At 66.9% G+C, this 22,238-nt stretch carries 27 protein-coding genes; 12 read left to right on the top strand and 15 right to left on the bottom strand.

Annotated elements, in window-relative coordinates:
* The first annotated feature begins 7 nt into the window (after window positions 1-7).
* Window positions 8-1,273: a beta-ketoacyl-ACP synthase II gene (gene fabF / locus BLM15_RS02655; protein WP_126110123.1), complete on the top strand. Its 1,266-nt coding sequence runs from the start codon at window positions 8-10 to the stop codon at window positions 1,271-1,273.
* Window positions 1,274-1,280: 7 nt separating this feature from the next.
* Here the strand turns inward: fabF and BLM15_RS02660 are convergent, their stop codons facing one another.
* Window positions 1,281-2,270 (bottom strand): zinc-dependent alcohol dehydrogenase family protein, encoded by a 990-nt coding sequence (locus tag BLM15_RS02660; RefSeq protein ID WP_126110125.1) that lies wholly within the window; start codon window positions 2,268-2,270, stop codon window positions 1,281-1,283.
* A 103-nt stretch (window positions 2,271-2,373) separates the two neighbouring features.
* Here BLM15_RS02660 and BLM15_RS02665 point away from each other — a divergent pair, with 103 nt between their 5' ends.
* Window positions 2,374-3,270 carry a LysR family transcriptional regulator gene (locus BLM15_RS02665; RefSeq protein WP_126116027.1) on the top strand — a complete coding sequence of 299 codons (897 nt, stop codon included), beginning with the start codon at window positions 2,374-2,376 and terminating at the stop codon, window positions 3,268-3,270.
* Window positions 3,271-3,295: 25 nt separating this feature from the next.
* Here BLM15_RS02665 and BLM15_RS02670 read toward each other — a convergent pair whose 3' ends face one another.
* Window positions 3,296-4,825 carry an acyl-CoA carboxylase subunit beta gene (locus tag BLM15_RS02670; RefSeq protein ID WP_126110127.1) on the bottom strand — a complete coding sequence of 510 codons (1,530 nt, stop codon included), beginning with the start codon at window positions 4,823-4,825 and terminating at the stop codon, window positions 3,296-3,298.
* A gap of 152 nt (window positions 4,826-4,977) precedes the next feature.
* Between BLM15_RS02670 and BLM15_RS02675 the strand changes: the two genes are divergently transcribed.
* The 3 genes from BLM15_RS02675 to BLM15_RS02685 are packed head-to-tail and all read left to right on the top strand — an operon-like array spanning window position 4,978 to window position 6,289.
* Complete coding sequence (locus BLM15_RS02675) at window positions 4,978-5,292, top strand: ArsR/SmtB family transcription factor (RefSeq protein ID WP_126110129.1); 315 nt, start codon at window positions 4,978-4,980, stop codon at window positions 5,290-5,292.
* The gene (locus tag BLM15_RS02680) at window positions 5,289-5,630 is read left to right on the top strand and encodes an SRPBCC family protein (RefSeq protein ID WP_126110131.1); all 342 of its coding nucleotides are present in this window, start codon (window positions 5,289-5,291) and stop codon (window positions 5,628-5,630) included. The genes BLM15_RS02675 and BLM15_RS02680 overlap by 4 nt, the downstream gene beginning before the upstream one ends.
* A gap of 53 nt (window positions 5,631-5,683) precedes the next feature.
* A complete protein-coding gene (locus BLM15_RS02685; protein WP_126110133.1) occupies window positions 5,684-6,289 on the top strand; it encodes an ATP-dependent Clp protease proteolytic subunit in 606 nt (201 codons plus the stop codon).
* Here the strand turns inward: BLM15_RS02685 and BLM15_RS02690 are convergent, their stop codons facing one another.
* Entirely contained in the window at window positions 6,290-6,682 is a 393-nt protein-coding gene (locus tag BLM15_RS02690) for a DUF1801 domain-containing protein (RefSeq protein WP_236846500.1), read from the bottom strand.
* A gap of 2 nt (window positions 6,683-6,684) precedes the next feature.
* The gene (locus BLM15_RS02695) at window positions 6,685-7,473 is read right to left on the bottom strand and encodes an ATP12 family chaperone protein (RefSeq protein ID WP_126110135.1); all 789 of its coding nucleotides are present in this window, start codon (window positions 7,471-7,473) and stop codon (window positions 6,685-6,687) included.
* 269 nt (window positions 7,474-7,742) lie between these two features.
* Here BLM15_RS02695 and BLM15_RS02700 point away from each other — a divergent pair, with 269 nt between their 5' ends.
* Complete coding sequence (locus BLM15_RS02700) at window positions 7,743-8,000, top strand: YjhX family toxin (protein WP_126110137.1); 258 nt, start codon at window positions 7,743-7,745, stop codon at window positions 7,998-8,000.
* Between the two features lie 61 nt (window positions 8,001-8,061).
* On the opposite strand, the gene BLM15_RS02705 is transcribed toward BLM15_RS02700, so the two are convergent.
* Together BLM15_RS02705 and BLM15_RS02710 are read right to left on the bottom strand one after the other, a co-directional pair.
* The gene (locus BLM15_RS02705; RefSeq protein WP_126110139.1) at window positions 8,062-8,427 is read right to left on the bottom strand and encodes a VOC family protein; all 366 of its coding nucleotides are present in this window, start codon (window positions 8,425-8,427) and stop codon (window positions 8,062-8,064) included.
* Between the two features lie 38 nt (window positions 8,428-8,465).
* Window positions 8,466-9,464, bottom strand: coding sequence for a P1 family peptidase (locus BLM15_RS02710; RefSeq protein ID WP_126110141.1), 999 nt, complete (start codon window positions 9,462-9,464; stop codon window positions 8,466-8,468).
* Between the two features lie 240 nt (window positions 9,465-9,704).
* Between BLM15_RS02710 and BLM15_RS02715 the strand changes: the two genes are divergently transcribed.
* Window positions 9,705-10,361, top strand: coding sequence for a Spy/CpxP family protein refolding chaperone (locus BLM15_RS02715; protein ID WP_164547374.1), 657 nt, complete (start codon window positions 9,705-9,707; stop codon window positions 10,359-10,361).
* Between the two features lie 63 nt (window positions 10,362-10,424).
* On the opposite strand, the gene BLM15_RS02720 is transcribed toward BLM15_RS02715, so the two are convergent.
* Entirely contained in the window at window positions 10,425-10,670 is a 246-nt protein-coding gene (locus BLM15_RS02720) for a hypothetical protein (RefSeq protein WP_126110145.1), read from the bottom strand.
* Between the two features lie 161 nt (window positions 10,671-10,831).
* On the opposite strand from BLM15_RS02720, the gene BLM15_RS02725 reads away from it, so the two are divergent.
* The 4 genes from BLM15_RS02725 to BLM15_RS02740 all read left to right on the top strand — a co-directional run bounded on the left by BLM15_RS02725 (window position 10,832) and on the right by BLM15_RS02740 (window position 13,998).
* Window positions 10,832-11,548 carry an MgtC/SapB family protein gene (locus BLM15_RS02725; RefSeq protein WP_126110147.1) on the top strand — a complete coding sequence of 239 codons (717 nt, stop codon included), beginning with the start codon at window positions 10,832-10,834 and terminating at the stop codon, window positions 11,546-11,548.
* Window positions 11,549-11,607: 59 nt separating this feature from the next.
* Window positions 11,608-11,907, top strand: coding sequence for a hypothetical protein (locus BLM15_RS02730; protein WP_126110149.1), 300 nt, complete (start codon window positions 11,608-11,610; stop codon window positions 11,905-11,907).
* Between the two features lie 7 nt (window positions 11,908-11,914).
* A complete protein-coding gene (locus tag BLM15_RS02735; protein WP_164547375.1) occupies window positions 11,915-12,853 on the top strand; it encodes a heparin lyase I family protein in 939 nt (312 codons plus the stop codon).
* Window positions 12,854-13,056: 203 nt separating this feature from the next.
* Window positions 13,057-13,998 (top strand): hypothetical protein, encoded by a 942-nt coding sequence (locus tag BLM15_RS02740; RefSeq protein WP_126110153.1) that lies wholly within the window; start codon window positions 13,057-13,059, stop codon window positions 13,996-13,998.
* A gap of 89 nt (window positions 13,999-14,087) precedes the next feature.
* Here the strand turns inward: BLM15_RS02740 and rpsD are convergent, their stop codons facing one another.
* From rpsD to murI, 5 genes are all read right to left on the bottom strand, one after another.
* Entirely contained in the window at window positions 14,088-14,705 is a 618-nt protein-coding gene (rpsD, locus tag BLM15_RS02745; protein WP_110492841.1) for a 30S ribosomal protein S4, read from the bottom strand.
* 196 nt (window positions 14,706-14,901) lie between these two features.
* Window positions 14,902-15,567, bottom strand: coding sequence for an antibiotic biosynthesis monooxygenase family protein (locus BLM15_RS02750; protein WP_126110155.1), 666 nt, complete (start codon window positions 15,565-15,567; stop codon window positions 14,902-14,904).
* A 16-nt stretch (window positions 15,568-15,583) separates the two neighbouring features.
* On the bottom strand, window positions 15,584-16,573 hold the full coding sequence (locus BLM15_RS02755) for an alpha/beta hydrolase (RefSeq protein ID WP_164547376.1): 990 nt from the start codon (window positions 16,571-16,573) through the stop codon (window positions 15,584-15,586).
* Between the two features lie 230 nt (window positions 16,574-16,803).
* Window positions 16,804-17,025, bottom strand: coding sequence for a hypothetical protein (locus tag BLM15_RS02760; RefSeq protein ID WP_126110159.1), 222 nt, complete (start codon window positions 17,023-17,025; stop codon window positions 16,804-16,806).
* A gap of 66 nt (window positions 17,026-17,091) precedes the next feature.
* On the bottom strand, window positions 17,092-17,955 hold the full coding sequence (gene murI, locus BLM15_RS02765) for a glutamate racemase (protein WP_126116029.1): 864 nt from the start codon (window positions 17,953-17,955) through the stop codon (window positions 17,092-17,094).
* Window positions 17,956-18,102: 147 nt separating this feature from the next.
* On the opposite strand from murI, the gene BLM15_RS02770 reads away from it, so the two are divergent.
* Window positions 18,103-19,029 (top strand): bifunctional helix-turn-helix transcriptional regulator/GNAT family N-acetyltransferase, encoded by a 927-nt coding sequence (locus BLM15_RS02770; protein ID WP_126110160.1) that lies wholly within the window; start codon window positions 18,103-18,105, stop codon window positions 19,027-19,029.
* Here BLM15_RS02770 and BLM15_RS02775 read toward each other — a convergent pair.
* From BLM15_RS02775 to BLM15_RS02785, 3 genes are all read right to left on the bottom strand, one after another.
* Window positions 18,953-19,450, bottom strand: a complete 498-nt coding sequence (locus tag BLM15_RS02775) for a hypothetical protein (protein ID WP_126110162.1) — start codon at window positions 19,448-19,450, stop codon at window positions 18,953-18,955. The genes BLM15_RS02770 and BLM15_RS02775 overlap by 77 nt on opposite strands.
* Before the next feature lie 11 nt (window positions 19,451-19,461).
* Window positions 19,462-20,472, bottom strand: a complete 1,011-nt coding sequence (locus tag BLM15_RS02780) for a hypothetical protein (RefSeq protein ID WP_126110164.1) — start codon at window positions 20,470-20,472, stop codon at window positions 19,462-19,464.
* 93 nt (window positions 20,473-20,565) lie between these two features.
* Complete coding sequence (locus BLM15_RS02785; protein WP_236846501.1) at window positions 20,566-21,858, bottom strand: flavin monoamine oxidase family protein; 1,293 nt, start codon at window positions 21,856-21,858, stop codon at window positions 20,566-20,568.
* Window positions 21,859-22,238: the final 380 nt, after the last annotated feature.

Below are 22,238 nucleotides of genomic sequence, written 5' to 3' on the forward strand. Positions count from 1 at the left end.
AGCCGCCATGCGTCGCATTGTCGTCACCGGACTGGGCGTCGTCTCGCCTCTAGGCTGCGGAGCCGAACTCGCCTGGCAGCGCCTGCTCGCCGGCCGCTCGGGCCTGGGCCGTCTGCCCGACGCGATCGCCGAGACCTTGCCGGCCAAGGTCGCGGGCGTCGTCCCGAGCAAGGCGGAGGACAATGAGGGCGGCTTCGATCCCGACGTCGCGATCGCGCCCAAGGACCAGCGCAAGATGGACCGCTTCATCCAGTTCGCGCTGGTCGCCGCCAAGGAGGCGCTGGCGCAGGCCGACTGGCAGCCGCAGGATGAGGCGCAGCGCGAGCGCACCGCAACGGTGATCGCCTCGGGCATTGGCGGCTTCCCGGCGATCGCCGAGGCCGTGCGGACCACCGACCAGCGCGGCGTGCGCCGGCTCTCGCCCTTCACCGTGCCGTCCTTCCTGGTCAACTTGGCCGCCGGCCATGTCTCGATCGACCACGGCTTCAAGGGGCCGATCGGCGCGCCGGTCACCGCCTGCGCCGCCGGCGTCCAGGCGATCGGCGATGCGGCGCGCATGATCCGGGCCGGCGAAGTCGACATCGCGCTGTGCGGTGGCAGCGAGGCCTGCGTCGATCTTGTCGCGCTCGGCGGCTTCGCCGCGGCGCGCGCGCTGTCGACCGGTTTCAACGACGAGCCGGAGAAGGCCTCGCGTCCCTTCGACCGTGACCGCGACGGCTTCGTCATGGGCGAGGGCGCCGGGATCCTGGTGATCGAGGCGCTTGAGCATGCGCAGGCGCGTGGCGCGACGATCCTCGCCGAACTGACCGGCTACGGCACCAGCGCCGACGCCTATCACATCACCTCCGGACCCGAGGATGGTTCCGGCGCGCGCCGGGCGATGGAGACGGCGCTGCAGCAGGCAGGCTTGGAGCCAGGCGATATCGCTCACCTCAACGCGCATTCGACCTCGACGCCGGTGGGCGATCGCGGCGAGCTGGCCGCGATCAAGGCTGTGTTTGGCAACGACGGCGGCATCGCGATCAGTGCGACGAAATCGGCGACCGGCCATCTGCTCGGCGCGGCCGGCGGGCTGGAGGCGGTCTTCACCATCCTCGCGCTGCGCGACCAGATCGCGCCGCCGACGCTCAACCTGGAAAACCCGGACGAGGATGCGGCCGGGCTCGATCTGGTGGCGAAGACGGCCCGGCCGCTCGCAATGGAACACGCCATCTCGAACGGCTTCGGCTTCGGCGGTGTCAATGCCAGCGTGGTGTTCAGCCGCTGGGCCTGAGCGGCCTTTAGAGCGTCACCACGACCTTGCCGAACTGCTCGTTCGATTCGAGGTAGCGATGCGCTTCGACGATCTGCTCGAACGGGAACGTGCGGGCGATGATCGGCTTCAGGGAGCCATCGCCAAGGCCATCGAGGATGAAGGCCTTGGCGGCGGCGAGGCGCGCGGGATCGCCCGTGATCTCGTGGACGAGATAGCCGCGTAGCGTCAGGCTCTTGCTGAGGACGTTGAAAAGCGGAAAGGGCGTCGCCTCCGGGCTCTGGCCGCCATAGTTGATCAGGATGCCGCCAGGCGTCATGGCGGCGGTCAGCGGCAGGAAAGCCGGGCCGCCGACGGCGTCGAACACCACCCTGATGCCGTTTTCGCCGGCGATCTCCTTCAGGCGGGCTTCGAGGTCGTCCTCGCTTGAGGCGAGGACATGAACGGCCCCGGCTTCGCGCAGCGCCCGCGCCTTGCGCGAAGTCCGCGTCACCGCGATCGGGATCGCGCCGATCCGGTTGGCGATCTGGATCGCGGCGAGGCCGACGCTGCTCGACGCCGCGGTGATGACGAGATGCTCGCCGCGGCCGAGGCGGGCGATATCGACCAGTGCGCCATAGGCAGTGAGATATTGCATCCAGCTCGCCGCGGCCGCTTCCCAGCTCAGCGTCGGGGGATGCTTGATCGCGAGCCTGGCCGGGACGGTGACGAGTTCGCCATGCACCGGCGAGCGCACCATCGAACGCGGCGGCACCAGGCTGACGGGGTCGCCGAGCGAGAGGCCTTCGACGCCGGCGCCGATGCTTTCGATCAGCCCGGCGGCTTCGAGGCCGATGCCAGAGGGAAAGCGCGCCTGCTCGATATAGCTCCCCGCGCGGAACAGGGCTTCGGCGCGGTTGAGGCCGAGCGCTTTGGTTCGAATGCGGACCTCGCCGGGGGCGGGCGGCGGGACGTCGATATCCTCGATGGTGAGGACTTCGGGGCCGCCATGGCGGTGAAAGCGGATCGTGCGGGCCATGCTCATGACTCCAAAACAGAGCGAATGAATGAGCTATGGCAGCGCGCTATCCTGCGATAAATTGCGCTGTATGATCGATAATCAGAACTGGTGATTTCGGATGATGGATCGCCTCACCAGCATGAGCGTCTTCGTCAGGGCGGTCGATCTCGGCTCTTTCGCTGCGGCCGCAACGACGCTCGACCTCTCGGCGCCGATGGTCGGCAAACATGTCCGCTTCTTGGAGGAGCGCCTCGGCGTGCGCTTGCTCAACCGCACGACGCGCCGGCAGAGCCTGACCGAGTTGGGCCGGGCCTATTACGAGCGCTGCAAGACGGTCCTCGCCGAGGCCGAGGCGGCCGATGCGCTCGCTGCCGACCAATTCGGCGAGCCGCGTGGCAAACTTCGGATGGCGCTGCCGGTGCTGTTCGGCCGGCGCTGCGTCATGCCGATTCTGCTGGAGGTCGCGCGGCGCCATCCGCAGCTTGAGCTCGACCTCGCTTTCGGCGACGGCTTCGTCGATCTGGCGGAGGGCGGGTATGACCTCGCCATCCGCACCGGCGAATTGCACGATGCGGCCAATCTCGTGACGCGCCGCGTCGCGCGCCAGCACATGATCGTCTGCGCTGCGCCGTCCTATCTCGAAGCCCGCGGAACGCCGCAGCGGATCGAAGAGCTGGAGGGCCACGACGCAGTGGTTTATCGCCGCTCCGGCCGCGTCCGCCCCTGGCTGTTCCCGCGCGCCGGTGGGCCGCCGGCTGAGGCGATACCGCGCCACCGTTTGCGGCTCGGCGATCTCGGGGCGATCGCCGATGCGACTACGCTCGGTATGGGCCTGGCCTGGCTGCCGTCCTGGCTGGTGTGCGAGCAACTCAACGCCGGGGGGCTGGTCGAGCTGCTGCCGGAAGAAGGGCGGCTGCCCTATGACGTCCACGCGCTCTGGCTGCAGACGCCGCATCTGCCGCCGAAGGTGCGCGTCGCCATCGACGCGCTGGCGTTGGAGCTGCCGGGGTTGATGTGAGGCGGCCCCGGCACCGGATTTCCGCTCAGAGCGGAATGTTGTCGTGCTTGCGCCAGGGGCGCTCGACGCTCTTGGTGCGCAGCATCGCTAGCGCGCGGGCGATCCGGCGGCGGGTCGAATGCGGCATGATCACCTCGTCGATATAGCCGCGCTCGGCCGCGACGAAGGGGGACATGAACCGGTCCTCATATTCCTTGGTCTGACGCGCGATCGTCTCGGCGTCGCCGCCGCGGAAGATGATCTCGACCGCGCCCTTGGCGCCCATCACCGCGATCTGCGCCGTCGGCCAGGCATAGTTGACGTCGGCGCCGATATGCTTCGAGGCCATCACGTCATAGGCGCCGCCATAGGCCTTTCGCGTGATCACGGTGACCAGCGGCACGGTGCACTCGCTATAGGCGAAGAGCAGCTTGGCGCCGTGCTTGATCAGGCCGCCATATTCCTGCGCCGTGCCGGGCAGGAAGCCGGGAACGTCGACCAGAGTGACGATCGGGATCTCGAAGGCGTCGCAATAGCGCACGAAGCGGGCGCCCTTGCGGCTGGCGTCGGAGTCGAGCACGCCGGCCAGCACCATCGGCTGGTTGGCGACGATGCCGACGGTGCGGCCCTCGATCCGGGCGAAGCCGGTGACGATGTTGCCGGCATAGGCCTGCTGGATCTCGAAGAAGTCGCCCTCGTCGACGACCTTCAGGATCAGCTCCTTGATATCGTAGGGCTTGTTCGGATTGTCTGGGACCAGCGTGTCCAGGCTCATGTCGACGCGATCCGGCACGTCGAAACTCGGCCATTCCGGCACGCCGACAGTGTTGTTGGCCGGCAGGAAGTCGATCAGCCGGCGCACTTGCAGCAGCGCCTCGACATCGTTCTCGAAGGAGCCGTCGGCGACCGAGGATTTCGAGGTATGGACCTTGGCGCCGCCGAGCTCCTCGGAGGTCACGGTCTCGTTGGTGACGGTCTTCACCACCTCCGGGCCGGTGACGAACATGTAGCTGGTGTCACGGACCATGAAGATGAAGTCGGTCATCGCCGGCGAATAGACGTCGCCGCCGGCGCAGGGACCCATGATCACCGAGATCTGCGGGATGACGCCCGACGCCTGAACGTTGCGCTTGAAGACCTCGCCATAGCCGCCGAGCGCCGCGACGCCCTCCTGGATGCGGGCGCCGCCGGCGTCGAACAGGCCGACGATCGGCGCGCGCATCTTCAGCGCCATGTCCTGGATCTTGATGATCTTCTGGGCGTGCGTCTCGGAGAGCGAGCCGCCGAAGACGGTGAAGTCCTTGGAGAAGACGAAGACGGTGCGGCCATTGACCGTGCCCCAGCCGGTGACGACGCCGTCGCCGGGGATCTTCTCGGCCTTGTCCATGCCGAAATCGACGGCGCGGTGCTGCACGAACATGTCGAACTCCTCGAAGGAGTCCCTGTCGAGCAGCAGCTCGATGCGCTCGCGGGCGGTGAGCTTGCCGCGCTTGTGCTGCGCCTCGATGCGCCGCTCGCCGCCGCCGAGGCGGGCACCCGCGCGCCGGTCTTCGAGCTGTTCGAGAATGTCCTTCATGGAGCCCCCGCGCGCTTGGCAAGTCGCTATCCGGCTTAAGGGCGGAAGGCCGGGCTGTCCATCGGGGGCGGTTGCGGCTTTGGTGCAAGGCGGGTTGCGCATTGGCGTTCGGCCGCTTGCGAATCAAATAAGTGCATGCTTATGTGTTGGCCATGGTTGAGCAGGACATCTTCAAGGCGCTGGCCGACCCGACCCGCCGGGCGATCTTCGAGAAGCTCGCCGCCGGCAGTATGAACGCCAGCGCCTTGCGCGAGGGCATGGCGATCAGCCAGCCGGCGATGTCGCAGCACCTTGCGGTTCTGCGCACTGCGAAGCTGGTGCGGGAGGAACGGCAGGGGCGCTTCGTCAACTACGAGGTCGACCCGGACGGGCTTGCCCTGATCGCGCAATGGCTGGCGAAATACCGGGCCTACTGGCCGGCGCGCATCGATGCCCTCAAGGATCTGCTGCGGGACATGGACCAATGAGCGAGAGCGACATTCAGGAACGCACCAAGCAGCTGGTCTTCGAATACCAGCTCGAGGCGCCGCCCGAGAAGGTCTGGCGGGCGCTCAGCATTCCCGCCTTCCGCGAGCGCTGGCTGCCGGCTGAGGTTGAGGCGCTTTCCAGCGTACCTGGCGAGGAGGTGCGCTATCGGCTGAGGGAAGAGGAGCCGCCTTTCCTCGAAAGCGTGGTGACCTTTCAGCTCGCGCCGAACGAGGGCGGCACCGAGCTGCGGATCATCCACAGCTTGACCGATGCAAGGTTGAGCCAGCCGCCGGCACCAGCCAACAGCAACCAGCCGCTGATGCTGCGCGCCGCCTGACCGGCCAAGCTCGCAAGCCAAGCCATCAACATCCAGAACAGAGGAGGTCGTCGATGCACGGCACGATGCAGCTCGTCCCTATGGTGGTCGAACAGTCGACCCGTGGGGAACGGTCCTTCGACATCTATTCGCGCCTGCTGCGTGAGCGGATCATCTTCCTGAACGGCGAGGTCAATGATGGCAGCGCCGCGCTGGTCTGCGCCCAACTGCTGTTCCTGGAGGCTGAGAACCCGAAGCGCCCGGTCCATTTCTACATCAACTCGCCGGGCGGCGTCGTCACCAGCGGCTTCGCGATCTACGACACGATGCAATACATCCGCTCGCCGGTGCACACGCTCTGCATGGGCACGGCCCGCTCGATGGGCTCCTTCCTGCTGATGGCAGGCGAGCCCGGCGAACGCGCGGCGCTTCCCAATGCCAGCCTGCATGTCCATCAGCCGCTCGGCGGCGCGCAAGGGCAGGCCTCGGACATCCTGATCCAGGCCGAGGAGATCCAGAAGACCAAGCGGCGGATGATCAGGCTCTACGCCGAGCATTGCGGACGCAGCGAGGAGGAGGTCGAGCGCACGCTCGATCGGGACCGCTTCATGAGCGCCGAGGAGGGGCTGGAATGGGGGCTGATCGACCGCGTGCTGACGGGGCCGCCGCCGGAAGCGTAGTCACATGCTCGGCTTGCTCGGGTCGCCGAGCTCGCGGTTGAGCGCGACCGCGGCGCGCACCAACTCGGCGGCAACGGCCGGATCGACCGCATCGCCCTCGCGCAGGACCATGGTCGCGAGCTCGAACTTGCCGCCGGGCTTCAGGCGCGGCTCGATCCCGCGCAGCCGCTTGCCGCGCCAGAAGCCGAAGAGCACGCGCGCCGCTTCAGCCCGGATCAGCAGCACCGGCCCGTTCGAGAAGTAGACCAGGTGCGTCCACTTGATCCGCTCTTCGAGCGGGGCGGCCGCCTTCACCGCGGCGCGCAGGGCCGCGACCGTCGCGAGCTGCCAGCCATCGAGCTGGGCGATATAGTCCTCCGGGTTGTCGGCCTTGGGCGCGCCCGGGATGATCACGCCTAGCCTTTCGTCAGCAGCAGCACAGCGGCGTCGTATTCCTTGCGACGGATGGCGCGGCGCTCGGCCGCTTCCTCGTCCTGGCCCCAGATGCCGATCTGGTAATCCTCGTCGAGATGGGCGGCTGCCCAGGTCTGCTCGGCATCGATCAGGCCTTCGGCCAGTGCCAGCATCAGGATGGTCGAGCCGGTCAGGGTCATGACATTGTGGGCGCCGGCGAGCGCGACCGGGGAGAGGATCGCGGCAACACGCTTCGCCACCGCCTCGAGCACGGTCTGTGGCTGCTCGGTGAAGACCACGCCCTGCGCCATGACGAAGCGACCGCCGATGCGGTCTTCGAGCGCGGCGATGAGCGGGTTCCAGATCTCATCCTGCCGCTCGGCCAGCGCCTCGGGTTCGCCGGCGCGGTAGCAGAGCGCGTCGCTGCCGGCATAGCGGACGATCTCGGCGCGGACGGCCTCCCCCTGATCGGCGACGCCGTCGAGCGCCGAGTTGACCAGGCGAGTCAGCGGCATGCGGGCCGGGTCGATCTGCTCCTGCTGCGCTTGCCATTCCTGCGCGAGTGCCTCTGCGACAGCCTTCGAGGCGACGGCGAGCGGCTTGCGCGCCGGGGTGCGGGCGGTGCGCCCGTCGAGCGCGACATGAAACAGGCCGTCGCGTTCCAACACGTCGGCCTTCTCGTAGAAGCGCTTGGGCAAGGGATTGCGCATCGCCTGCTGGGCGGCGGCGACGGGATCGGGCTGGCGCTGGCCGGCAGGCCCGAAGCGGGCGAGGAAATCATCGGTCGACATGGCGGTGTCCATAGCGCATCCGGAGGCGGGCGCGAAAGGCTTCGAGCGGCTGCGCGCCATTGACGCGAGGCGGAAGCGCGCTTAAACGCCTCGTCCCCGGACGCGATGCGCCGGCGCGAAGTGCAAGAGGGTTTTGTGTTGGAGACTGTGGGAACCCGGTGAGGTTTCGCTGAGGCGAGACCTGATCCAGCGCCGGGTGAAAGATGCGGAGCCTAAAGCCCGCCTTCACTCCTGCGCTTGCCATGGTTCCATGCACAGGCTCTACCAACATGAACATTTCGCGGGGCGAGCAGCGCGTGCTGCACGTGCTGGCCCGTGGCGGACAAATCCGCCATCTTCGCGGCGAGAACGGCCGCATCCACCACATCGACTGCTTCACCCATGAAGGCTACATCCTGAGCGATTGCACGCTCGCCATCTTTGCCGGGCTCCGGCGAAAACGGCTGATCGAATCGCGCCAGGGCGGCCCCTATCGGATCTCGCAGCAAGGACGGCTCGCCGTCCGCTCGCAAGCCGACAACCGATGATCACAGGCGGGAGGGCGCAAGCCCTCCCGTTTTCGTTTCGGGCCAGGGGAAGCGAGGGCTCTCAGGTCGGCTCGAACAGCTCGATCGCATTGCCCGACGGGTCCTCGCACAGGATCTGCTTGCCGCCTGGCCCGACCACGATCTCGTTGCGGAAGGGCACACTCCTACGGCGCAGGGTCTCGACGAATTCCGCCAGATTCTCGACTTCGATGACGAAGCGGTTCCAGCCGCCGGGGATTGGCTTGCCTCCGCCCGGCATCGCCCGCGAGGCCGAGGCGCCGGGGCCGGCGAGCCAGAGCGTCAGGTCACCACGCTCGAGGATCGCCATGGCCGGGCCGAACTGCTGCTTCAGCGCGAAGCCGAGCCGGTCGACGTAGAATCTTGCCGCCTCGTCGACATCGGTCACGAAATAGCGGACGGTGGCCATCGGTTCGCTCCCTCGCGTTGGGGGGCGTTGCGCCCCGCCTATGCGCCGAACCTGTCACGCCAGGCCGGCTTGGCGCCCGCAAAGGGCAGGGCGCTGGCGCAATATACTGCTCGCGCGACCGCCCGCGCCAGCACGTCGGCGGCGGTGGCGCAGAGCTCGGTCAGGGCATAGGCGTCGGAGGGCGCACCGCTATGCCCGGTCGCGGCGGCGAAGACGACATCGCCGTCGAGCGGGGCGTGCACCGGGCGCAGCGCCCGGGCAAGCCCGTCATGGGCGCAGAGCGCCATGCGCTTGGCCTGCGCCTTGGTCAGCACCGCATCGGTCGCGACCAAAGCGACGGTGGTATTGGCGCCGGGGCCGCCCTTGAAGCGCAGAGCGAGGTCCTCGGGTGGGATTGCCGCCGGCCAGCCGCGGCCACCGAATTCGCTGCCCTGCTCGTAAGGCGCGGCCCAGAAATGCTGGCCGTCGCCGATCGTCGCCGTGCCGACGGCGTTGACCGCCACCAGCGCGCCGACGATCTGGCCGGTCGCGGCCCTCGCGCTGGCCGAGCCGAGCCCGCCCTTGAGATTGGCCGTGGTCGCGCCATGGCCGGCGCCGACGCTGCCGAGCGCGAATTCGGCCGCTGCCGCCGCGCTGGCCTTCCCGGCGAGCGCGCGATAGGGCGCCTCGCCGTCGCCGCGGGCGAAGGGTTTTTCGCCGCCATTGGCGAGATCGAACAGGATCGCCTGCGGGACGATCGGCACGCGGTAGCCACCGATCGGGAAGCCCCTTCCTTCGCGGGCGAGCCAGCTTAGTGCGCCATCGGCGGCGGCCAGGCCCCAGATCGAGCCGCCGGAGAGGACGATGCCGTCGACATGCTCGACCGTCATGCCCGGCTCGAGCAGCGCGGTGTCGCGCGTGCCCGGTGCCCCGCCGAGCACGGCGACCGAGGCTATGCTCGGCCGCTCGAACAGGGCGACGGTGACGCCGGTCGCAGCAATGGCATCCTCGGCATTGCCCACGAGAACGCCACGAACATCGGTGATGAGATTGCGCATGGTGGAACTCGCTGCCGACCAGAAGGGAGCTTGGTCGCTCGCTGGATGATGCGCCGATTCGGCCCTGCGCGACGACTTGATCGGAACTTCCGGCTCGCCGGTGCGTCAAGCCGACATTACGATCTTGTCATGCGCGCGCCATCGCCGGGTCAGCCCGGCTCAGCCATCGTGGCGATATCGCGACCCGGCTTCGAGACCCGCCAGCGAACCGTATTCGATCCGAACAAGACGGAGAGCTTCATGAAACGTATCGCCCTCATCGTCGCCTCCAGCGCTGCGGCCGTCGCTGCGACGCTGGCGATCGCCCAACCGCAGCCGATCCCGCCCGCACCGGGCAGCGCGCCGCCAGCGCAACAGCAGAGCGAGCCGCGTGGCGACCGCGCCGAGCGGGGCGACCGGCCCGACCGGCGCGAGGAATGGCGTCAGCGCCGGGCGGAACGCGCCACCGCGCGCCTGAACGAACGGCTGGCGCAGCTGCGTACCGACCTCAAGTTGAAGCCTGAGCAGGTGCCGGCCTTCGAGAAGGTCGAGGCGCTCATCAAGCGCAATGCCGAGCAGCGCCGCGAGAACTTCGCCAAGATGCGCGAGCAGCGTGAGAACTTCAGGGACGCCGACATAATGGAGCGGCTCGACATGATGGCGACCCGCCAGGGCGAGCGTGCGGCCCGCAGCAAGGAACTTGCCGATGCGGTTCGCCCGCTCTGGTCGACGCTCTCGGACGAGCAGAAGACCGTGGCGCGCCGCGCCGTACGCCAGACGATGTCGGAAGGGCGCGAGCACATGCGCGAGATGCGTGGGCGCAGTTGGCACGGCCGCGACGGCGACCGTGATCGCGACGACGATCGTGGTCCGCGCCGCTGGCGTGATCGCGGCCATGACGACGACGATCGTGGCTGAGGTCGCAATTTATCAGACGAGGCGAGGGCGGTCCGACAGGGCCGCCCTTTTTGCTTGGTAAACTCAGGTGCCGACAGCGTCCTTGACGCATTTCGTCGTGAAGCTCGTCTTGGCAGCCCCAGCAAGCTTCTTGTCGGCTGCCTGCTTGTCGCAGGCCGCGCCGGCGTCCTTCTCGCATTTGGTGACGAAGCTGGTCTTGGCCGCGCCGGCGAGCTTCTTCTCTGTGGCCTGGGCAGTACAGCTCGGGCTCTGGGCGAAGGCCGGGCTGGCGAGTCCGACGGCGAGAACTGCGAGGATGAGCGTCTTCATGGCGCGATGATCCCTGTGGCGGGGCCTCAACGCTAGCTGAGTCGCGACGTAGCGTCATGGCGGTGCTTCCGCAGCCTCCCCTTCATTGAACCGTCACATCGTGCCGGCTATAGGCCGCAGGATCGCGGCGGTTGGAAGCGCGCCGTTACGGGGGCAGGCGCATGCGCTTCATCCAAACCTTCGACCTCTACCCCTTCCTCGACTCGGTCATCAGCCTGCTGGCGGCCTTCGTGCTCGGCGCGCTGATCGGGGCAGAGCGGCAGTACCGGCAGCGCACGGCAGGCCTGCGTACGACAGTGCTGGTCGCGGTCGGCGCCGCCGCCTTCGTCGACCTCGCCATGCGGATGGCCGGTGCGCACGAGGCGGTGCGCGTCGTCTCCTATGTCGTTTCCGGCATCGGTTTTTTGGGCGCCGGCGTGATCATGAAGGAGGGTCTGAACGTCCGCGGCCTCAATACGGCCGCGACGCTCTGGTGCGCGGCTGCGGTCGGCGCCTGCACCGGCGCCGACATGGTGGCCGAGGGTGCGCTGGTCACCGTCTTCGTCATCGCCGGCAACACCCTGTTGCGCCCGCTGGTCAACGCGATCAACCGCAGCCCGATCAACGAGAAGGCCTCGGAAGCTACCTACGAGGTCGTGGTTACCACCGATCCGGACGCGTTGCCTGCGGTGCGCGAGGCGATGGTCGAGCTACTCGAGCAGGCGAATTATCCGGTCGGCGACGTCAAGACGGTGGAGCGCGGAGAAGAGGCGATCGAGATCGTCGCGACCCTGATCAGCACGGCGATCGAGCGCAAGGAACTCGACGCCGTCGTCGAGCGCATTGAGCGGCTGGCCGGCGTCACCCATGCGACCTGGGAGAGCAGCACGAGCGATTGAGGTCTCGGCGTTGCTCCGAGAGGCTCATTGCTGATCGCCGCAGTTTATGGCGATTATGGATGAAGCTGCGGTCTTCCGTAGCGCTCGCCGAGGTTCGGATGCTCAAACCCGCTTGGTTCTGGCCGGATATTGTGGAGTGGGTCGTCTCGTCTGTTTTTTACTGGCGCCATATCGTCAAAGAAGAGGCGATTGCGTTGATCGAGCGGCAAGGGCACTCGGCCTTGGCTACGGCGCGGCAGGTCGCCCAACTTGCTCGCGCGCGGCGCGACTGGAAGAGCGCTCGGCTATGGGATGCGGTGTGTCGGGAGATCGAGCGAAGGCAAGCTGCCGGCAAACTCCTTTCGGGCGATGGCAGGTGAGGGTCGGATGACGAGGATCGTGACGGGCCGCAGCTGCGCAGCTGCGGCGTTTTTCTGCGGCGCGTCATTCCTCTGCAGCCCGGGCCAAGCCGAGGCGCCGGCGCCCACTTTCCAGGCGAGCTTCGCTACCGGTTGCCTGAACCCCAAGGACTGGAAGGTCTCGGGCCAGCTCGACAAGGCGGTCCGCGCCGATCGCATCCGCTGTGTCGATGCCGAGCGCGCCGGGCAGGAAAAGCCAGCCCTCGCCATCACGGTGAAGCCCGGCGACGCCTACGACCCCAATCCCGGCTCGACCCCGACCGAACGGTCGGAGGTCCAGATGACGGCCGAGCTGATCCGCTTCGACGCGACGAGCTGGTATAGCTTTCGGTTTCGTGTCGAAAGCCCGTGGGCGCCGCGGCGCAATCGCACCGTGATCCAGCAGATCAAGCAGAACATCGACCTGCGCTACGAGAAGGGCAGGGGCGGCGAGGAGATCTGCGACGCCGGCAACCCGCTGTTCAAGATCGAGGTCGATTCCGACAACGGCAAGCCGGTGTTCCGGGCCAAGACGGCGGGAACCGAAGGCTGTGGCGACAGCGTCGGCCAGGCCCAGTTCTGCGGTGACTGGCCGGTCGCGCCGGATCGCTGGCATCGCATTAATGTCATGATCCGGCCGAGCCAGCAGGCTGGTGAGAGCCGCCTGCGGCTCTGGCTCGACGGGCGGGCCTGCCCGGAATTCCGCGGCGTGCTCGGCTATCCGCGCTATGGCACGACGAAGGACGGCAAGCCATTCATCGATACGCAGCCGCGTTTCGGCATCTACCGCGACGCGCTGCCCGATGTCAGCCAGACGATCCTGTTCGACGACATCGCCTTCTGGACACAGGATCCCACCGGCCATGCGGCCTGGGCAGGCATTGTCGAAACCCGGCCCGACCAACCTGTGGCGCAGGCCAATCGATAGACTTCCAGCCGATCCAACGGGCCGCCCGCCGCGGCTGAGGTCGATAGCGAAGCGAGAACAAAAAGACGGGTGCGCCCGCTGGCAGGTCGGGTGTGCCTGCGTTAGCGTCCCAAAGATCCCGGGGGCGGGTCGATTGCGCCTAAGCCGCTTGTTCGAGCGGATGCCGATCAGCAGATCGAAGATGCTTCATCGGGAGCCTCGTCATGGGAAACATCGCGCAGTTCACGCCAGAGAGTTACATCGACCGCCTGCGTAATCTCTCAGTCCCCGGCTATGACGATACGGTGGCGGTGTGCCGCTACATGTCGGCCAATCCGGCCTATGGCGGCAATGCCAAGCCGGCCGACCTGCAGAACGCGATCGCCGCCGCTGTCAAGAAGCGCACCGATCTTGCGTCGCGCGCAAAGGTGGATGGTTACGCTCGCGTCTTCACCGGCCAAGGCGATCCCGACGGATTCAGCAACGTCATGAGTCTCGTCGTGGAGCTGCGTGAGGAGCTCGCCAAGACCAAGGCCCTGTCCGAGCCCCTGAAGAAGGAAAAGTATCTGCAGGAGCTGTGCGACAAGGGCGTCTTCGGCATGGACTGCATCGGTTTCGTCGGGACATATCTGTCGGAATCCGGCCTCGATCCGAGCTATCAGGGCGGAAGGCCACTCGACTACGCGGCAAGATTCCCGCCCGTGAAGGATGTCGACGAGATCGAGCGCTACAGCATCGTCATGAAGGCCGACGGCCAGCATATCCAGATCATCACCGATTACGAGATCCAATCGAACGGGACGCTGAAGGTCGATCTCTGCCAGTCGGCCGGCGCGCGCGGTCCGCACCGCAATGCCGGCGTCCTGCTCCGTCCCGGCGGTGGCAATTATCTGCCCGTCGATGAGTTTCGCGCCGCGATGGCCAAGTTCAGGAAAGAGAACAACGACCCGAAAGCCGCCGTCGCCAAGGAGGCGGAGCTTCGCAAGCAGATGACGGAGCCCAACAGGAAGTTCGGTTTCCGCGGCGGCGCGATCTTCCAGCTCGGCGGAGACGGGGAGCCGGGGAACCCGGTCGCCGGCTCGGTCTATATCGGGGTGATGAAGGGGGGAGGCATCCGGATCAAGACGCCGAGAGACTGGTCTGATTTCGAATACCAGCAGCGTTGAGGCGGCATGCGAAACAAAAAGGGGGAGGGCGATATCTCGCCCTCCCCCAAATCGTTGAAACAGCCGTACCGGCAAGCCGGTCCGAACAATCAGCGCGAGTAGAACTCGATGACCAGGTTCGGTTCCATCTGCACCGCATAGGGCACGTCCGTCAGGGTCGGCGTGCGGGTGAAGGTGGCGGTCGACTTGTTGTGGTCGGCGTCGATGTAGTCGGGCACGTCACGCTCGGCGAGAGCGGCGGCCTCGATGACGATGGCGAGCTGGCGCGAGCTCTCCTTGACCGCGATCACGTCGCCCGGCTTGACCTGGTAGGAGGCGATGTTGACGCGCTTGCCGTTGACCGTGACATGGCCGTGGTTGACGAACTGGCGGGCGGCGAAGACGGTCGCGACGAACTTGGCGCGGTAGATCACCGCGTCGAGACGGCGCTCGAGCAGGCCGACCAGGTTCTCGCCCGAATCGCCCTTGAGGCGGATCGCCTCGGCGTAGTAGCGGCGGAACTGCTTCTCGGAGATCGAGCCGTAATAGCCCTTCAGCTTCTGCTTGGCGCGCAGCTGGGTGCCGAAGTCGGACGGCTTGCCCTTGCGGCGCTGGCCGTGCTGGCCGGGGCCGTATTCGCGGCGGTTGACCGGGGACTTCGGACGGCCCCAGATGTTCTGACCGAGGCGGCGGTCAATCTTGTACTTCGCCTCATGGCGCTTCGACATATCGCGTGTCCTCTGTGGTTCGCGAGTTGAGGACCGCGCCCTCCTGTCCCCGTCTCCGGGGCGACAGATCCGGCTCGAGAAGACGAGCGGATCACGGGTGCGGAAAAAGCCACGCGGCCCCGTGAGGAGCCGCGCGACGCCGGCTTACAAGCACCGCTGACGCGATTTGTCAAACCCGGAGCGCATGTTTTTGGAGTCAGCGGCTCACCGGCGGATGGTATTGCGGCGCCTCGCGCCTGTCGAAACGGCCATAGTCGCGGATGATCCGCACCGTCCGGTGCCGCATCGCCTTCACGCCTGCTATCGGCTTCGGCACGAAGGTCTCGGCGGCTTCGACGTCCCGCCAGGAGGCGAGCAAAGCGAGCTTGCCGGGGGTGTAGAGGCTGGCGAAGAGATCGTGCTCGACCAGGTCGGATGCGCTGGTTAGGCCGATCTGTTGCGCTAACTCACCAAGCCGTTCGGTTAGGTCGACGTCGCCCTCCGGCGTGATCTCGGTGAAGCTCGCGACCTTGGCGATGCCGGTCTCGGTCTCGTCGAGACGCCGTCCATCTGATGAGCGTTCTTGGGGCGCGGTGTCGTGGATCACCTCGCCGATGCGCAGGTGATAATCCTCGAACACTTCATCACGCCCCTTGCGCTGCACGACATGGTGCTCGCCTTGGGCGCGCCAGCGGACCAGCGATTTCTCGTCGCGCCAGGACGAATGCGACAGCACCCAGCCCGGCCGCAGGCGGCTCTCGAAGCGCTCATTGTCGATGAAGCCGTCAATGCTTTCGAGGATCGGCTTCAGCTGCTTGCCCAGAGCGAGGTACTCGTCCTTGCGATGGGCGTGAGGGTGGACTTCGAAGATCACGGAAAACATGGGTCTCTCCGTCGGCTCAGGCGGCTAGGGTGGGCGCGTCGGCGGCGGTGAGGAAGGCGATGCTCTCCTGCCAGAGGGCAAAGCGCATCGTCTCCAGGTGCATCAGATGCGTGCCGTGGCTGATCTTGATGTCTCGCTTCGCTGCCGAGGCAGTGAAGGCGTCGAAGAGCCAGCGCGCGTCGGCGTCGGTGATCAGGCTGTCCCATTCGCCGCGGATGATCGCTACGGGAGCGTGGATCAGAGCGGGATCATAAGGCAGCACGCCTTGCCAGGCCTTGCCGATATCCGCGGCCGGGCCAGCCGGAACCTTGACGCTGGCAGGATCGTGCGAATCTGCCTGTGAATCGCTGGCAAGATAGCGCTCGCCCCATTCCGCGAAGTGCTGGCGCGACAGTACTGGCTCGGCACCGGCTGGAACATCCTCGACGAAACGGCGCCACTGATCATCCAGCGTGATCAGCCGCCAAGCCGCCAGGCCGGGCGGGGTTTCCTGGTTCAGCGGCTCGCGCCGCGCGATCGGTCCGAACAGGACGAGGCGATCGATCAGATCGGAATGCGTGCCGGCAAAATGGCAGGTCGGCATCGAGCCCCAGGAATGGGCGATCAGCGATAGCTGCCGGACGCCAGAATGGGAGAGAATGAAGCGCGTAGCTGTCTCGACCTGCAGCGCGGCTTCCTCGGTCGTGCCGAGTGGCGGGTTCACTGAGGCCGGTTCGTCCATCGCCGGATAGCGACCGGAATGGCCGTAGCCATAGAAGTCGAAACCCCAAACGTCGAAGCCGGCCTCGCACAGCGCATCGCGCCAGGAGCGGCCATCGTAGCGATGGGCGATCGAAAGCGCCGATGGAAAGGTCGCGCCATGGATGTAGAGGACCGCGCGGCGCGGCGAGAAACTCGTGACCGCCGTCGGCAGATGACGCAGGAACAGTGACAGGCCCTCGATCGGGCCGGGAATCACAAAATGTTCTTCCCGCGGGTCGAGCGGGGCGATGTCGTAACCGGTCAAGGCAAACCTCCAGCGATACGAGCGCGTGGCAGCGGCGCCGAAGACGAAGGCCGTCATCGGCTAAGCTTTCGGCTCTCGGTGATCGTCTGAATGTAACCCGGTCAGCACCGCGCTGCTCTGCGTGATCGCTTCGGTCATCACCGTATAATCGACGGCGAGCGCTTTATCCCGCCGTGGACACGATCGGCACCGGCAAGGCGAGCTTAGACTGTCGATAGCCCGGTCGAGGTCTAGTACCGCCAATAGGCGCGGCGATGGTGCGGGTGCTTGTACCAGCCCAGATGCCGGCCACGATTCCAGCCATGGTGACGGCGTGGGCCGTCGCTGTGACCGTAATGGTGGCCCTTGTGCTTGTGCCAGCCCTTTGGCTTGGCCTGTGCATCGTCGATGCCGCCGAACCCGAACAGCATGGCGCCGAGCCCGAGGACCGCGGCCAGGATCAGTTTCTTCATGGCACTCTCCCATTATGACCGGTGGCGTCGATAACGCCTCCAGATCAGAACAGTTCCAAAATATGGTCAGATTGCGAGCGGGAGCGGCTCGGTCTCGATCCGTGCCAGGCCGAAGCCGGCGAGCGCGATATGAGCCGGGCCGGAGAGGCGCGAGCCGTCGGTGAAAACGGCGACGGTCATAGCGGGCTCCGGGCGGATCTGTGCCGGGCCAAGCAGCTGCATGGTTCGCCGCGCGATCGCCGGGGCGGGGTCGATCCATTCGACCGGCCAGGGGGTGAGCCGCTGCAGGCGGGGTAGCAGCAGCGGGTAGTGGGTGCAGGCGAGCGTCACCACGTCGGTTCGCCTTCCGTCGCGGTCGACGAAGCAGGGTGCGATCTCCGCCTCGATCTCGGCGTCGTCGACAGGCTCGCCCTTCAGCGCCGCCTCTGCCAGGCCGGCGAGCTGGGTCGCGCCGACCAGTGTGACCTCGCAGCCGGTGGCATAGTGCTCGATCAGGTCGCGGGTGTAGTCACGCGCGACCGTGCCGGGCGTCGCCAGGACCGAGATCAGGCGGCTGCGGGTGCGCTCGGCTGCCGGCTTCACCGCCGGGACGGTGCCGACGAAGGGAATGGCGAAGCGGGCGCGCAGGGCCGGCAGCACCAAAGTCGAGGCGGTGTTGCAGGCGATGACGACGAGATCGGGATGGAAGCGGTCGACGAGGCGCTCCATCACGGCGAGCACGCGCTCGACCAATGCCGGCTCGTCGAGGCGGCCATAGGGGAAGGCGGCGTCGTCGGCGGCGTAGACGATATCGGCGTCGGGGCGCTGGCGCATGACCTCGCGCAGCACGGTCAATCCGCCGAGGCCGGAATCGAAAACGAGGATGGTCGGGATACGCAAGGGCAGCATCGGCGCGGCATAGCCGGCTCCGGCCAGAAGATCGACCTGCATCGCACTCAAACTCATCACGCCCGCAAGCCCTCGATTGGGCGCTTCCCAAGTTAAGGCGCGGTGAATGCGGGCTTTCCAGCAGTGCGATAATTTAGTTGACTCTGTCTATTAATTGGCGCTTCTCGCGACCAGAAGAGGAGGCTAGCCATGTCCGCCGTCGACACATCGGCCATCGCGACGATCCGCCGTTTCGGCCGTTTCCATACCCGCTTCATCGGGGCGCTCGGTGGCGATCTGCATGGTTCCGGCTTCGGGCTGACCGAGGGGCGGGTGCTCTACGAGCTGGCGCAGCGCGATGGCTGGCGGGCGGGCGAGCTGGCGCGCGAGCTTGGACTCGACCCAGCCTATCTCTCGCGCCTGCTGAAGCGCTTCATCGATCTGGGCTGGCTGGAGCGGACGAAATCGGATGGCGATGGCCGGGCCTATGAACTCAGGCTGACGACAGCCGGGCGGATGGCTTTCGTACCGCTGGACGACGCCTCGCGTCGGCAGGCCGACATGATCTTGTCGCGCCTGGCAACGAGCGAGCAAGCGAGCCTCGTTACCGCGCTCGATCGCGCGCAGGCGCTGCTGTCAGGCGCCGCCAGTCCGCAGCCTGCGGTGACGATCCGCGAGCACCGTCCCGGCGATATCGGCTGGGTGATTTCGGCTCATGGCAGACTCTATGCGGAGGTCTATGGCTGGGACATCAGCTTCGAGGCGCTGGTCGCCGAGATCGCGGTGAAGTTTCTGCGCGAGTTCCGGCCGGGACATGAGCGCTGCTTCATCGCCGAGCTCGACGGCGCCCCTGTCGGGTCGGCCTTCGTCGTGCGCGAGAGCGACGAGGTGGCGAAGCTCCGGCTCGTATTGGTCGAGACGCGGGCGCAGGGGCTCGGCCTGGGCAAGCGCCTTGTGCGCGAGGCGCTCAGTTTCGCTCGCGCCGCCGGCTATCGCAGCATGGCGCTGTGGACCAACGACATCCTGCACGCCGCCCGTGCCATCTACATCGCCGAGGGCTTCAGGCTGGTGGCGGAAGAGAAGCATCATTCCTTCGGGAAGGATCTGGTCGGTCAGAACTGGGAGCGCGATCTCTAGCGCTCGGCCAGACCAACAGGAAGAGCAGCGAGGCGAGCGAGAGTGCGCCGCCGAGCGGTGTCATGGTCTCGAGCGGCGCCGGCAGCCGGGCCTGCGTCAACGAAGGCAGCACGGCGTATTCCAGCAGCTCGATAGCGGCCATTACGGCGATGGACGGCAGGACCGGGAAGCCGGTGTCGCGGATGCGCTGGGCCGCGATCGCCAGCAGTGTCCAATAGAGCAGGCCCTGGATGGCAGCGTTGGGGAGCGGCTCGACAAAGAGGCGTGGGTCGGCGTCATCCGCCCAGGTCAGATTGAGCAGTTGCGCGGCAACGACGGCAACGACGAGCAGCAGAGTGCAGGCCAGCACCAGGTAGCCCGCGAAGGCGATCCGCCCGAGTCTGCCATCAAGCCGCCAGAGGCGAGAGAGGCCGGAGAACATCCGTTGCGCCGTCACTGCACCGAGGTCAGCGCGGCCCGCTGGAAATCGGCGCGGCGTTGCTGGTGCAGCGAGCCGTCGCCTGTCGTCACCACCGAGAACATTACGAAGCCGCCCTGCTTGCGCGGCAGCACGTAGAACTCGTAATAACGGGCATCGCCGCCATTCTCGCAGGAGGAGAAGCCGCGCAGCACAGTGCTGCCCTCGACCGTGTCGGTGGTTCGGCCCGAGGCGAACCTGCCCTGGCAACCGCGCGCATCGGCCGCGGAGACCGCGGCGGCGACGTCGACATCCTTCAGGTTCGGAGTCGTCAGGACGCGCACGAGACCTGTCGCATTCTTGGCCTGCCAGCCGGCGCCGTTGTTGCCGATGCCGGAAGGCGCCTCCGCGCCGCTCAACACCTTCGGCTCGGGCAGCTGGGTCTTGAGCAGGAAATTGGTCGCGAGCGTCACCGCTTCGAGCTGGAGCGCCGGATCGGTGGCGGCCGCCGCGGTCGTACCGCTGCCTTGCGCCGGCGCCGGGCTCCCGGGTGCGACCTTCAGGTTGGCGTTGGTCTTCACGCAGTCGAGCAGCGCCGGCATGATCTCGGCAGTCGCCGTCAGGCGGAAGGTGTAGCGCGCCCCAAGCATGTTGGCTTCGAGGAATTCGGCGCCGCGGAAGGCCCGGACGATGTTGGAGTTCGCCGGCATGGTGACGACGACGAGCTGCGGCTGCACCGCCTTGGCGTTGATCCGGACCGTGTCGTTGCGGTCGAAGACGAGTTCCATCGGCACATCGACGCTCGGCTGCAGGCCCCAGGCTCGATTGGAGAAGCCGAGGTTCCAGCCGTAATTGCCGTTGAGCGAGGCGTGCATGGTGACGCCGCTCTTGTAGCTCGCCGAGACCGCGCAGTGCGAAAACGCGCCGGTCTGGTTGTTGGTGAAGGCGCCGCCGGCCCAGTTGCCGACCGAGAATTTCGCATACGGCCCGGCGGCAAGCGCCGGAGAGGCCAGCAGGGCGCCGGCCAGAATGAGCGACAGACGCATCATCAGGCTCCGCTTCGATCCCCAGCGCTGCCATGGTGGCAAAGACTGGGCGGGTCGGGCAAGCCTTGTGCGGGCCAGAGCTGGTCTCGGGTTCTAGGCCTTGAGGCGCGCCACGGCCGCTGCCGCCGTGCGGCCGGCGAGGGTCGCGCCGCCCGCGGTCATTGCGCCGCCGCCGGCTGTCGCCTCGCCGGCGAGCCAGAGCTTGCCGCCGATCGGTTCGGCGAGGACGTCGCGTGCATTGGCATGGCCCGGCAGGCAGACTGAGTAGGACCCGTGCGAGAACGGGTCGGTCCACCAGGCCGGGAAGGAGACCGGGCCGGCCGCCTTGCGGAATTCGCTGCCGATCATCGATGCCAGCAGATCGACGACCTGCTCGCGGGCGGCGCCCGGACCGGCGCTCGAGAGGTCGCGGGCGAAATCGCCGCCGCAATAGCCGATGACGAGGTCGCGGTCGTCCGGGAAGAGCTCGAAGCTGATCAACCGCCCAGCCGCGCCGGCCTCGAAATAGGTCGTGCCCGGCGCGATGCCGAAGCGATCGCCCTCGACCTTGAGCGCGATCTTGGTGAGCGCGCCCATGCCAATGCCGGCGAGCGCGTCGCGGGTGCGTGCGGGCAACTCCGGCGTGAAGCGGATTCCACCGGCCTTCAGCACGCCGACCGGCACGGTGACGATGCAGGCGCGGGCCCGGAGCGTTCCCGCGGCGGTGGTGACGGCAACGCGCGAGCCGCTCCAGTCGATCGCCGTGACGGGCTGGTTCAGGCGGATATCGAGACCGGCGCCATAGCGCGCGACGAGATTGCCGTAGCCGCTCGGCACGACGTAATCCTCGCCCGACCAGAGCCGCTGATAGTCGCGCGCCGAGATGCGCGCCGATTCCTCGCCGATCGAGAGCAGCAGGCCGGAGGAGGCGACGGGCGCGAGGTCGGGGCCGAGATCGCTCAGCAACTCGGCAACGGAGAGATCGCGGCTTTGCAGATCGACCGTCTCCAGCCGCCGGTCGATCTCGCCGAAGGCGCCGCGGCGGCGGGCGCGGTCGCCCGCCGGCATTGGCTTACCGCTCTGGAAGAGCTGGAAGCCACCACCCCAGCTTTCGTTCGGGGTCGCGACGCCAAGGTCGCGGGCAATCTCGGTCCAGGGATTGCGCTCGGCCCAGTGGATGAACATCGCCCCGGCGTCATAGGCCGGCCCCAGCGACGAATCGGTGAAGGTGCGCCCGCCGAGGCGGTTACGCGCCTCGAGCACGATGGCCTGCCGGCCTGCAGCCTGAAGCTGCTTTGCCGCGGCGATCCCGGCCGCTCCAGCACCGATCACGACGACATCGGGTTCGGCGGCGCGGGCAGGGAAGGGCCCGCCGGCGAGACTTGCTGCCAGCGCGCCTGAACCCATCAGCCATCTCCGGCGGTCGAGCATGAAGAATGGTCCGTGTCTGTGACGAGGCGATGATGATGCCAGCGGCTTTTCGCACCGCAATACACGACCACGAGTGCGGCGGGAGCAGGGCCATCACAGCTTTGCGAGGCCGGCCGGGTGGCGGCCTCGTCGGCGCGCAATCTTTCGGTTTAGACGAATGATAATTTTAGTTTGAAATTGCAATAAATAAGTAATGCATCACGCAATCGCGAGTCTATTGACAGTTAAACTGCAGTTAAATAACCGCTGATGGTGAAAGTAAGGCATATGTCCTAGTTTTCAGGCATTATAAAAAGCAATCGACTTGGCAAGACAACTTGGCAAGGAAAGTTGCTTCTCAGCGACAGGATACGGGC

It is taken from the genome of Bosea sp. Tri-49 (genome assembly GCF_003952665.1).
Taxonomy (GTDB): domain Bacteria; phylum Pseudomonadota; class Alphaproteobacteria; order Rhizobiales; family Beijerinckiaceae; genus Allobosea.

What these genes read in the sequence shown, in the direction of transcription:
- BLM15_RS02740 (WP_126110153.1), top strand. Translation starts at nt 13,057, where the DNA reads ATGGGAAACATCGCGCAGTTCACGCCAGAGAGTTACATCGACCGCCTG.
- BLM15_RS02695 (WP_126110135.1), bottom strand. Translation starts at nt 7,473, where the DNA reads ATGTCGACCGATGATTTCCTCGCCCGCTTCGGGCCTGCCGGCCAGCGC.
- murI (WP_126116029.1), bottom strand. Translation starts at nt 17,955, where the DNA reads ATGCAGGTCGATCTTCTGGCCGGAGCCGGCTATGCCGCGCCGATGCTG.
- BLM15_RS02780 (WP_126110164.1), bottom strand. Translation starts at nt 20,472, where the DNA reads ATGCGTCTGTCGCTCATTCTGGCCGGCGCCCTGCTGGCCTCTCCGGCG.
- BLM15_RS02680 (WP_126110131.1), top strand. Translation starts at nt 5,289, where the DNA reads ATGAGCGAGAGCGACATTCAGGAACGCACCAAGCAGCTGGTCTTCGAA.
- BLM15_RS02705 (WP_126110139.1), bottom strand. Translation starts at nt 8,427, where the DNA reads ATGGCCACCGTCCGCTATTTCGTGACCGATGTCGACGAGGCGGCAAGA.
- BLM15_RS02725 (WP_126110147.1), top strand. Translation starts at nt 10,832, where the DNA reads ATGCGCTTCATCCAAACCTTCGACCTCTACCCCTTCCTCGACTCGGTC.
- BLM15_RS02730 (WP_126110149.1), top strand. Translation starts at nt 11,608, where the DNA reads ATGAAGCTGCGGTCTTCCGTAGCGCTCGCCGAGGTTCGGATGCTCAAA.
- BLM15_RS02750 (WP_126110155.1), bottom strand. Translation starts at nt 15,567, where the DNA reads ATGTTTTCCGTGATCTTCGAAGTCCACCCTCACGCCCATCGCAAGGAC.
- BLM15_RS02700 (WP_126110137.1), top strand. Translation starts at nt 7,743, where the DNA reads ATGAACATTTCGCGGGGCGAGCAGCGCGTGCTGCACGTGCTGGCCCGT.
- fabF (WP_126110123.1), top strand. Translation starts at nt 8, where the DNA reads ATGCGTCGCATTGTCGTCACCGGACTGGGCGTCGTCTCGCCTCTAGGC.
- BLM15_RS02735 (WP_164547375.1), top strand. Translation starts at nt 11,915, where the DNA reads ATGACGAGGATCGTGACGGGCCGCAGCTGCGCAGCTGCGGCGTTTTTC.
- BLM15_RS02670 (WP_126110127.1), bottom strand. Translation starts at nt 4,825, where the DNA reads ATGAAGGACATTCTCGAACAGCTCGAAGACCGGCGCGCGGGTGCCCGC.
- BLM15_RS02660 (WP_126110125.1), bottom strand. Translation starts at nt 2,270, where the DNA reads ATGGCCCGCACGATCCGCTTTCACCGCCATGGCGGCCCCGAAGTCCTC.
- BLM15_RS02685 (WP_126110133.1), top strand. Translation starts at nt 5,684, where the DNA reads ATGCACGGCACGATGCAGCTCGTCCCTATGGTGGTCGAACAGTCGACC.
- BLM15_RS02785 (WP_236846501.1), bottom strand. Translation starts at nt 21,858, where the DNA reads ATGGGTTCAGGCGCGCTGGCAGCAAGTCTCGCCGGCGGGCCCTTCCCT.
- BLM15_RS02770 (WP_126110160.1), top strand. Translation starts at nt 18,103, where the DNA reads ATGTCCGCCGTCGACACATCGGCCATCGCGACGATCCGCCGTTTCGGC.
- BLM15_RS02760 (WP_126110159.1), bottom strand. Translation starts at nt 17,025, where the DNA reads ATGAAGAAACTGATCCTGGCCGCGGTCCTCGGGCTCGGCGCCATGCTG.
- BLM15_RS02775 (WP_126110162.1), bottom strand. Translation starts at nt 19,450, where the DNA reads ATGTTCTCCGGCCTCTCTCGCCTCTGGCGGCTTGATGGCAGACTCGGG.
- BLM15_RS02710 (WP_126110141.1), bottom strand. Translation starts at nt 9,464, where the DNA reads ATGCGCAATCTCATCACCGATGTTCGTGGCGTTCTCGTGGGCAATGCC.
- BLM15_RS02715 (WP_164547374.1), top strand. Translation starts at nt 9,705, where the DNA reads ATGAAACGTATCGCCCTCATCGTCGCCTCCAGCGCTGCGGCCGTCGCT.
- rpsD (WP_110492841.1), bottom strand. Translation starts at nt 14,705, where the DNA reads ATGTCGAAGCGCCATGAGGCGAAGTACAAGATTGACCGCCGCCTCGGT.
- BLM15_RS02665 (WP_126116027.1), top strand. Translation starts at nt 2,374, where the DNA reads ATGGATCGCCTCACCAGCATGAGCGTCTTCGTCAGGGCGGTCGATCTC.
- BLM15_RS02720 (WP_126110145.1), bottom strand. Translation starts at nt 10,670, where the DNA reads ATGAAGACGCTCATCCTCGCAGTTCTCGCCGTCGGACTCGCCAGCCCG.
- BLM15_RS02675 (WP_126110129.1), top strand. Translation starts at nt 4,978, where the DNA reads ATGGTTGAGCAGGACATCTTCAAGGCGCTGGCCGACCCGACCCGCCGG.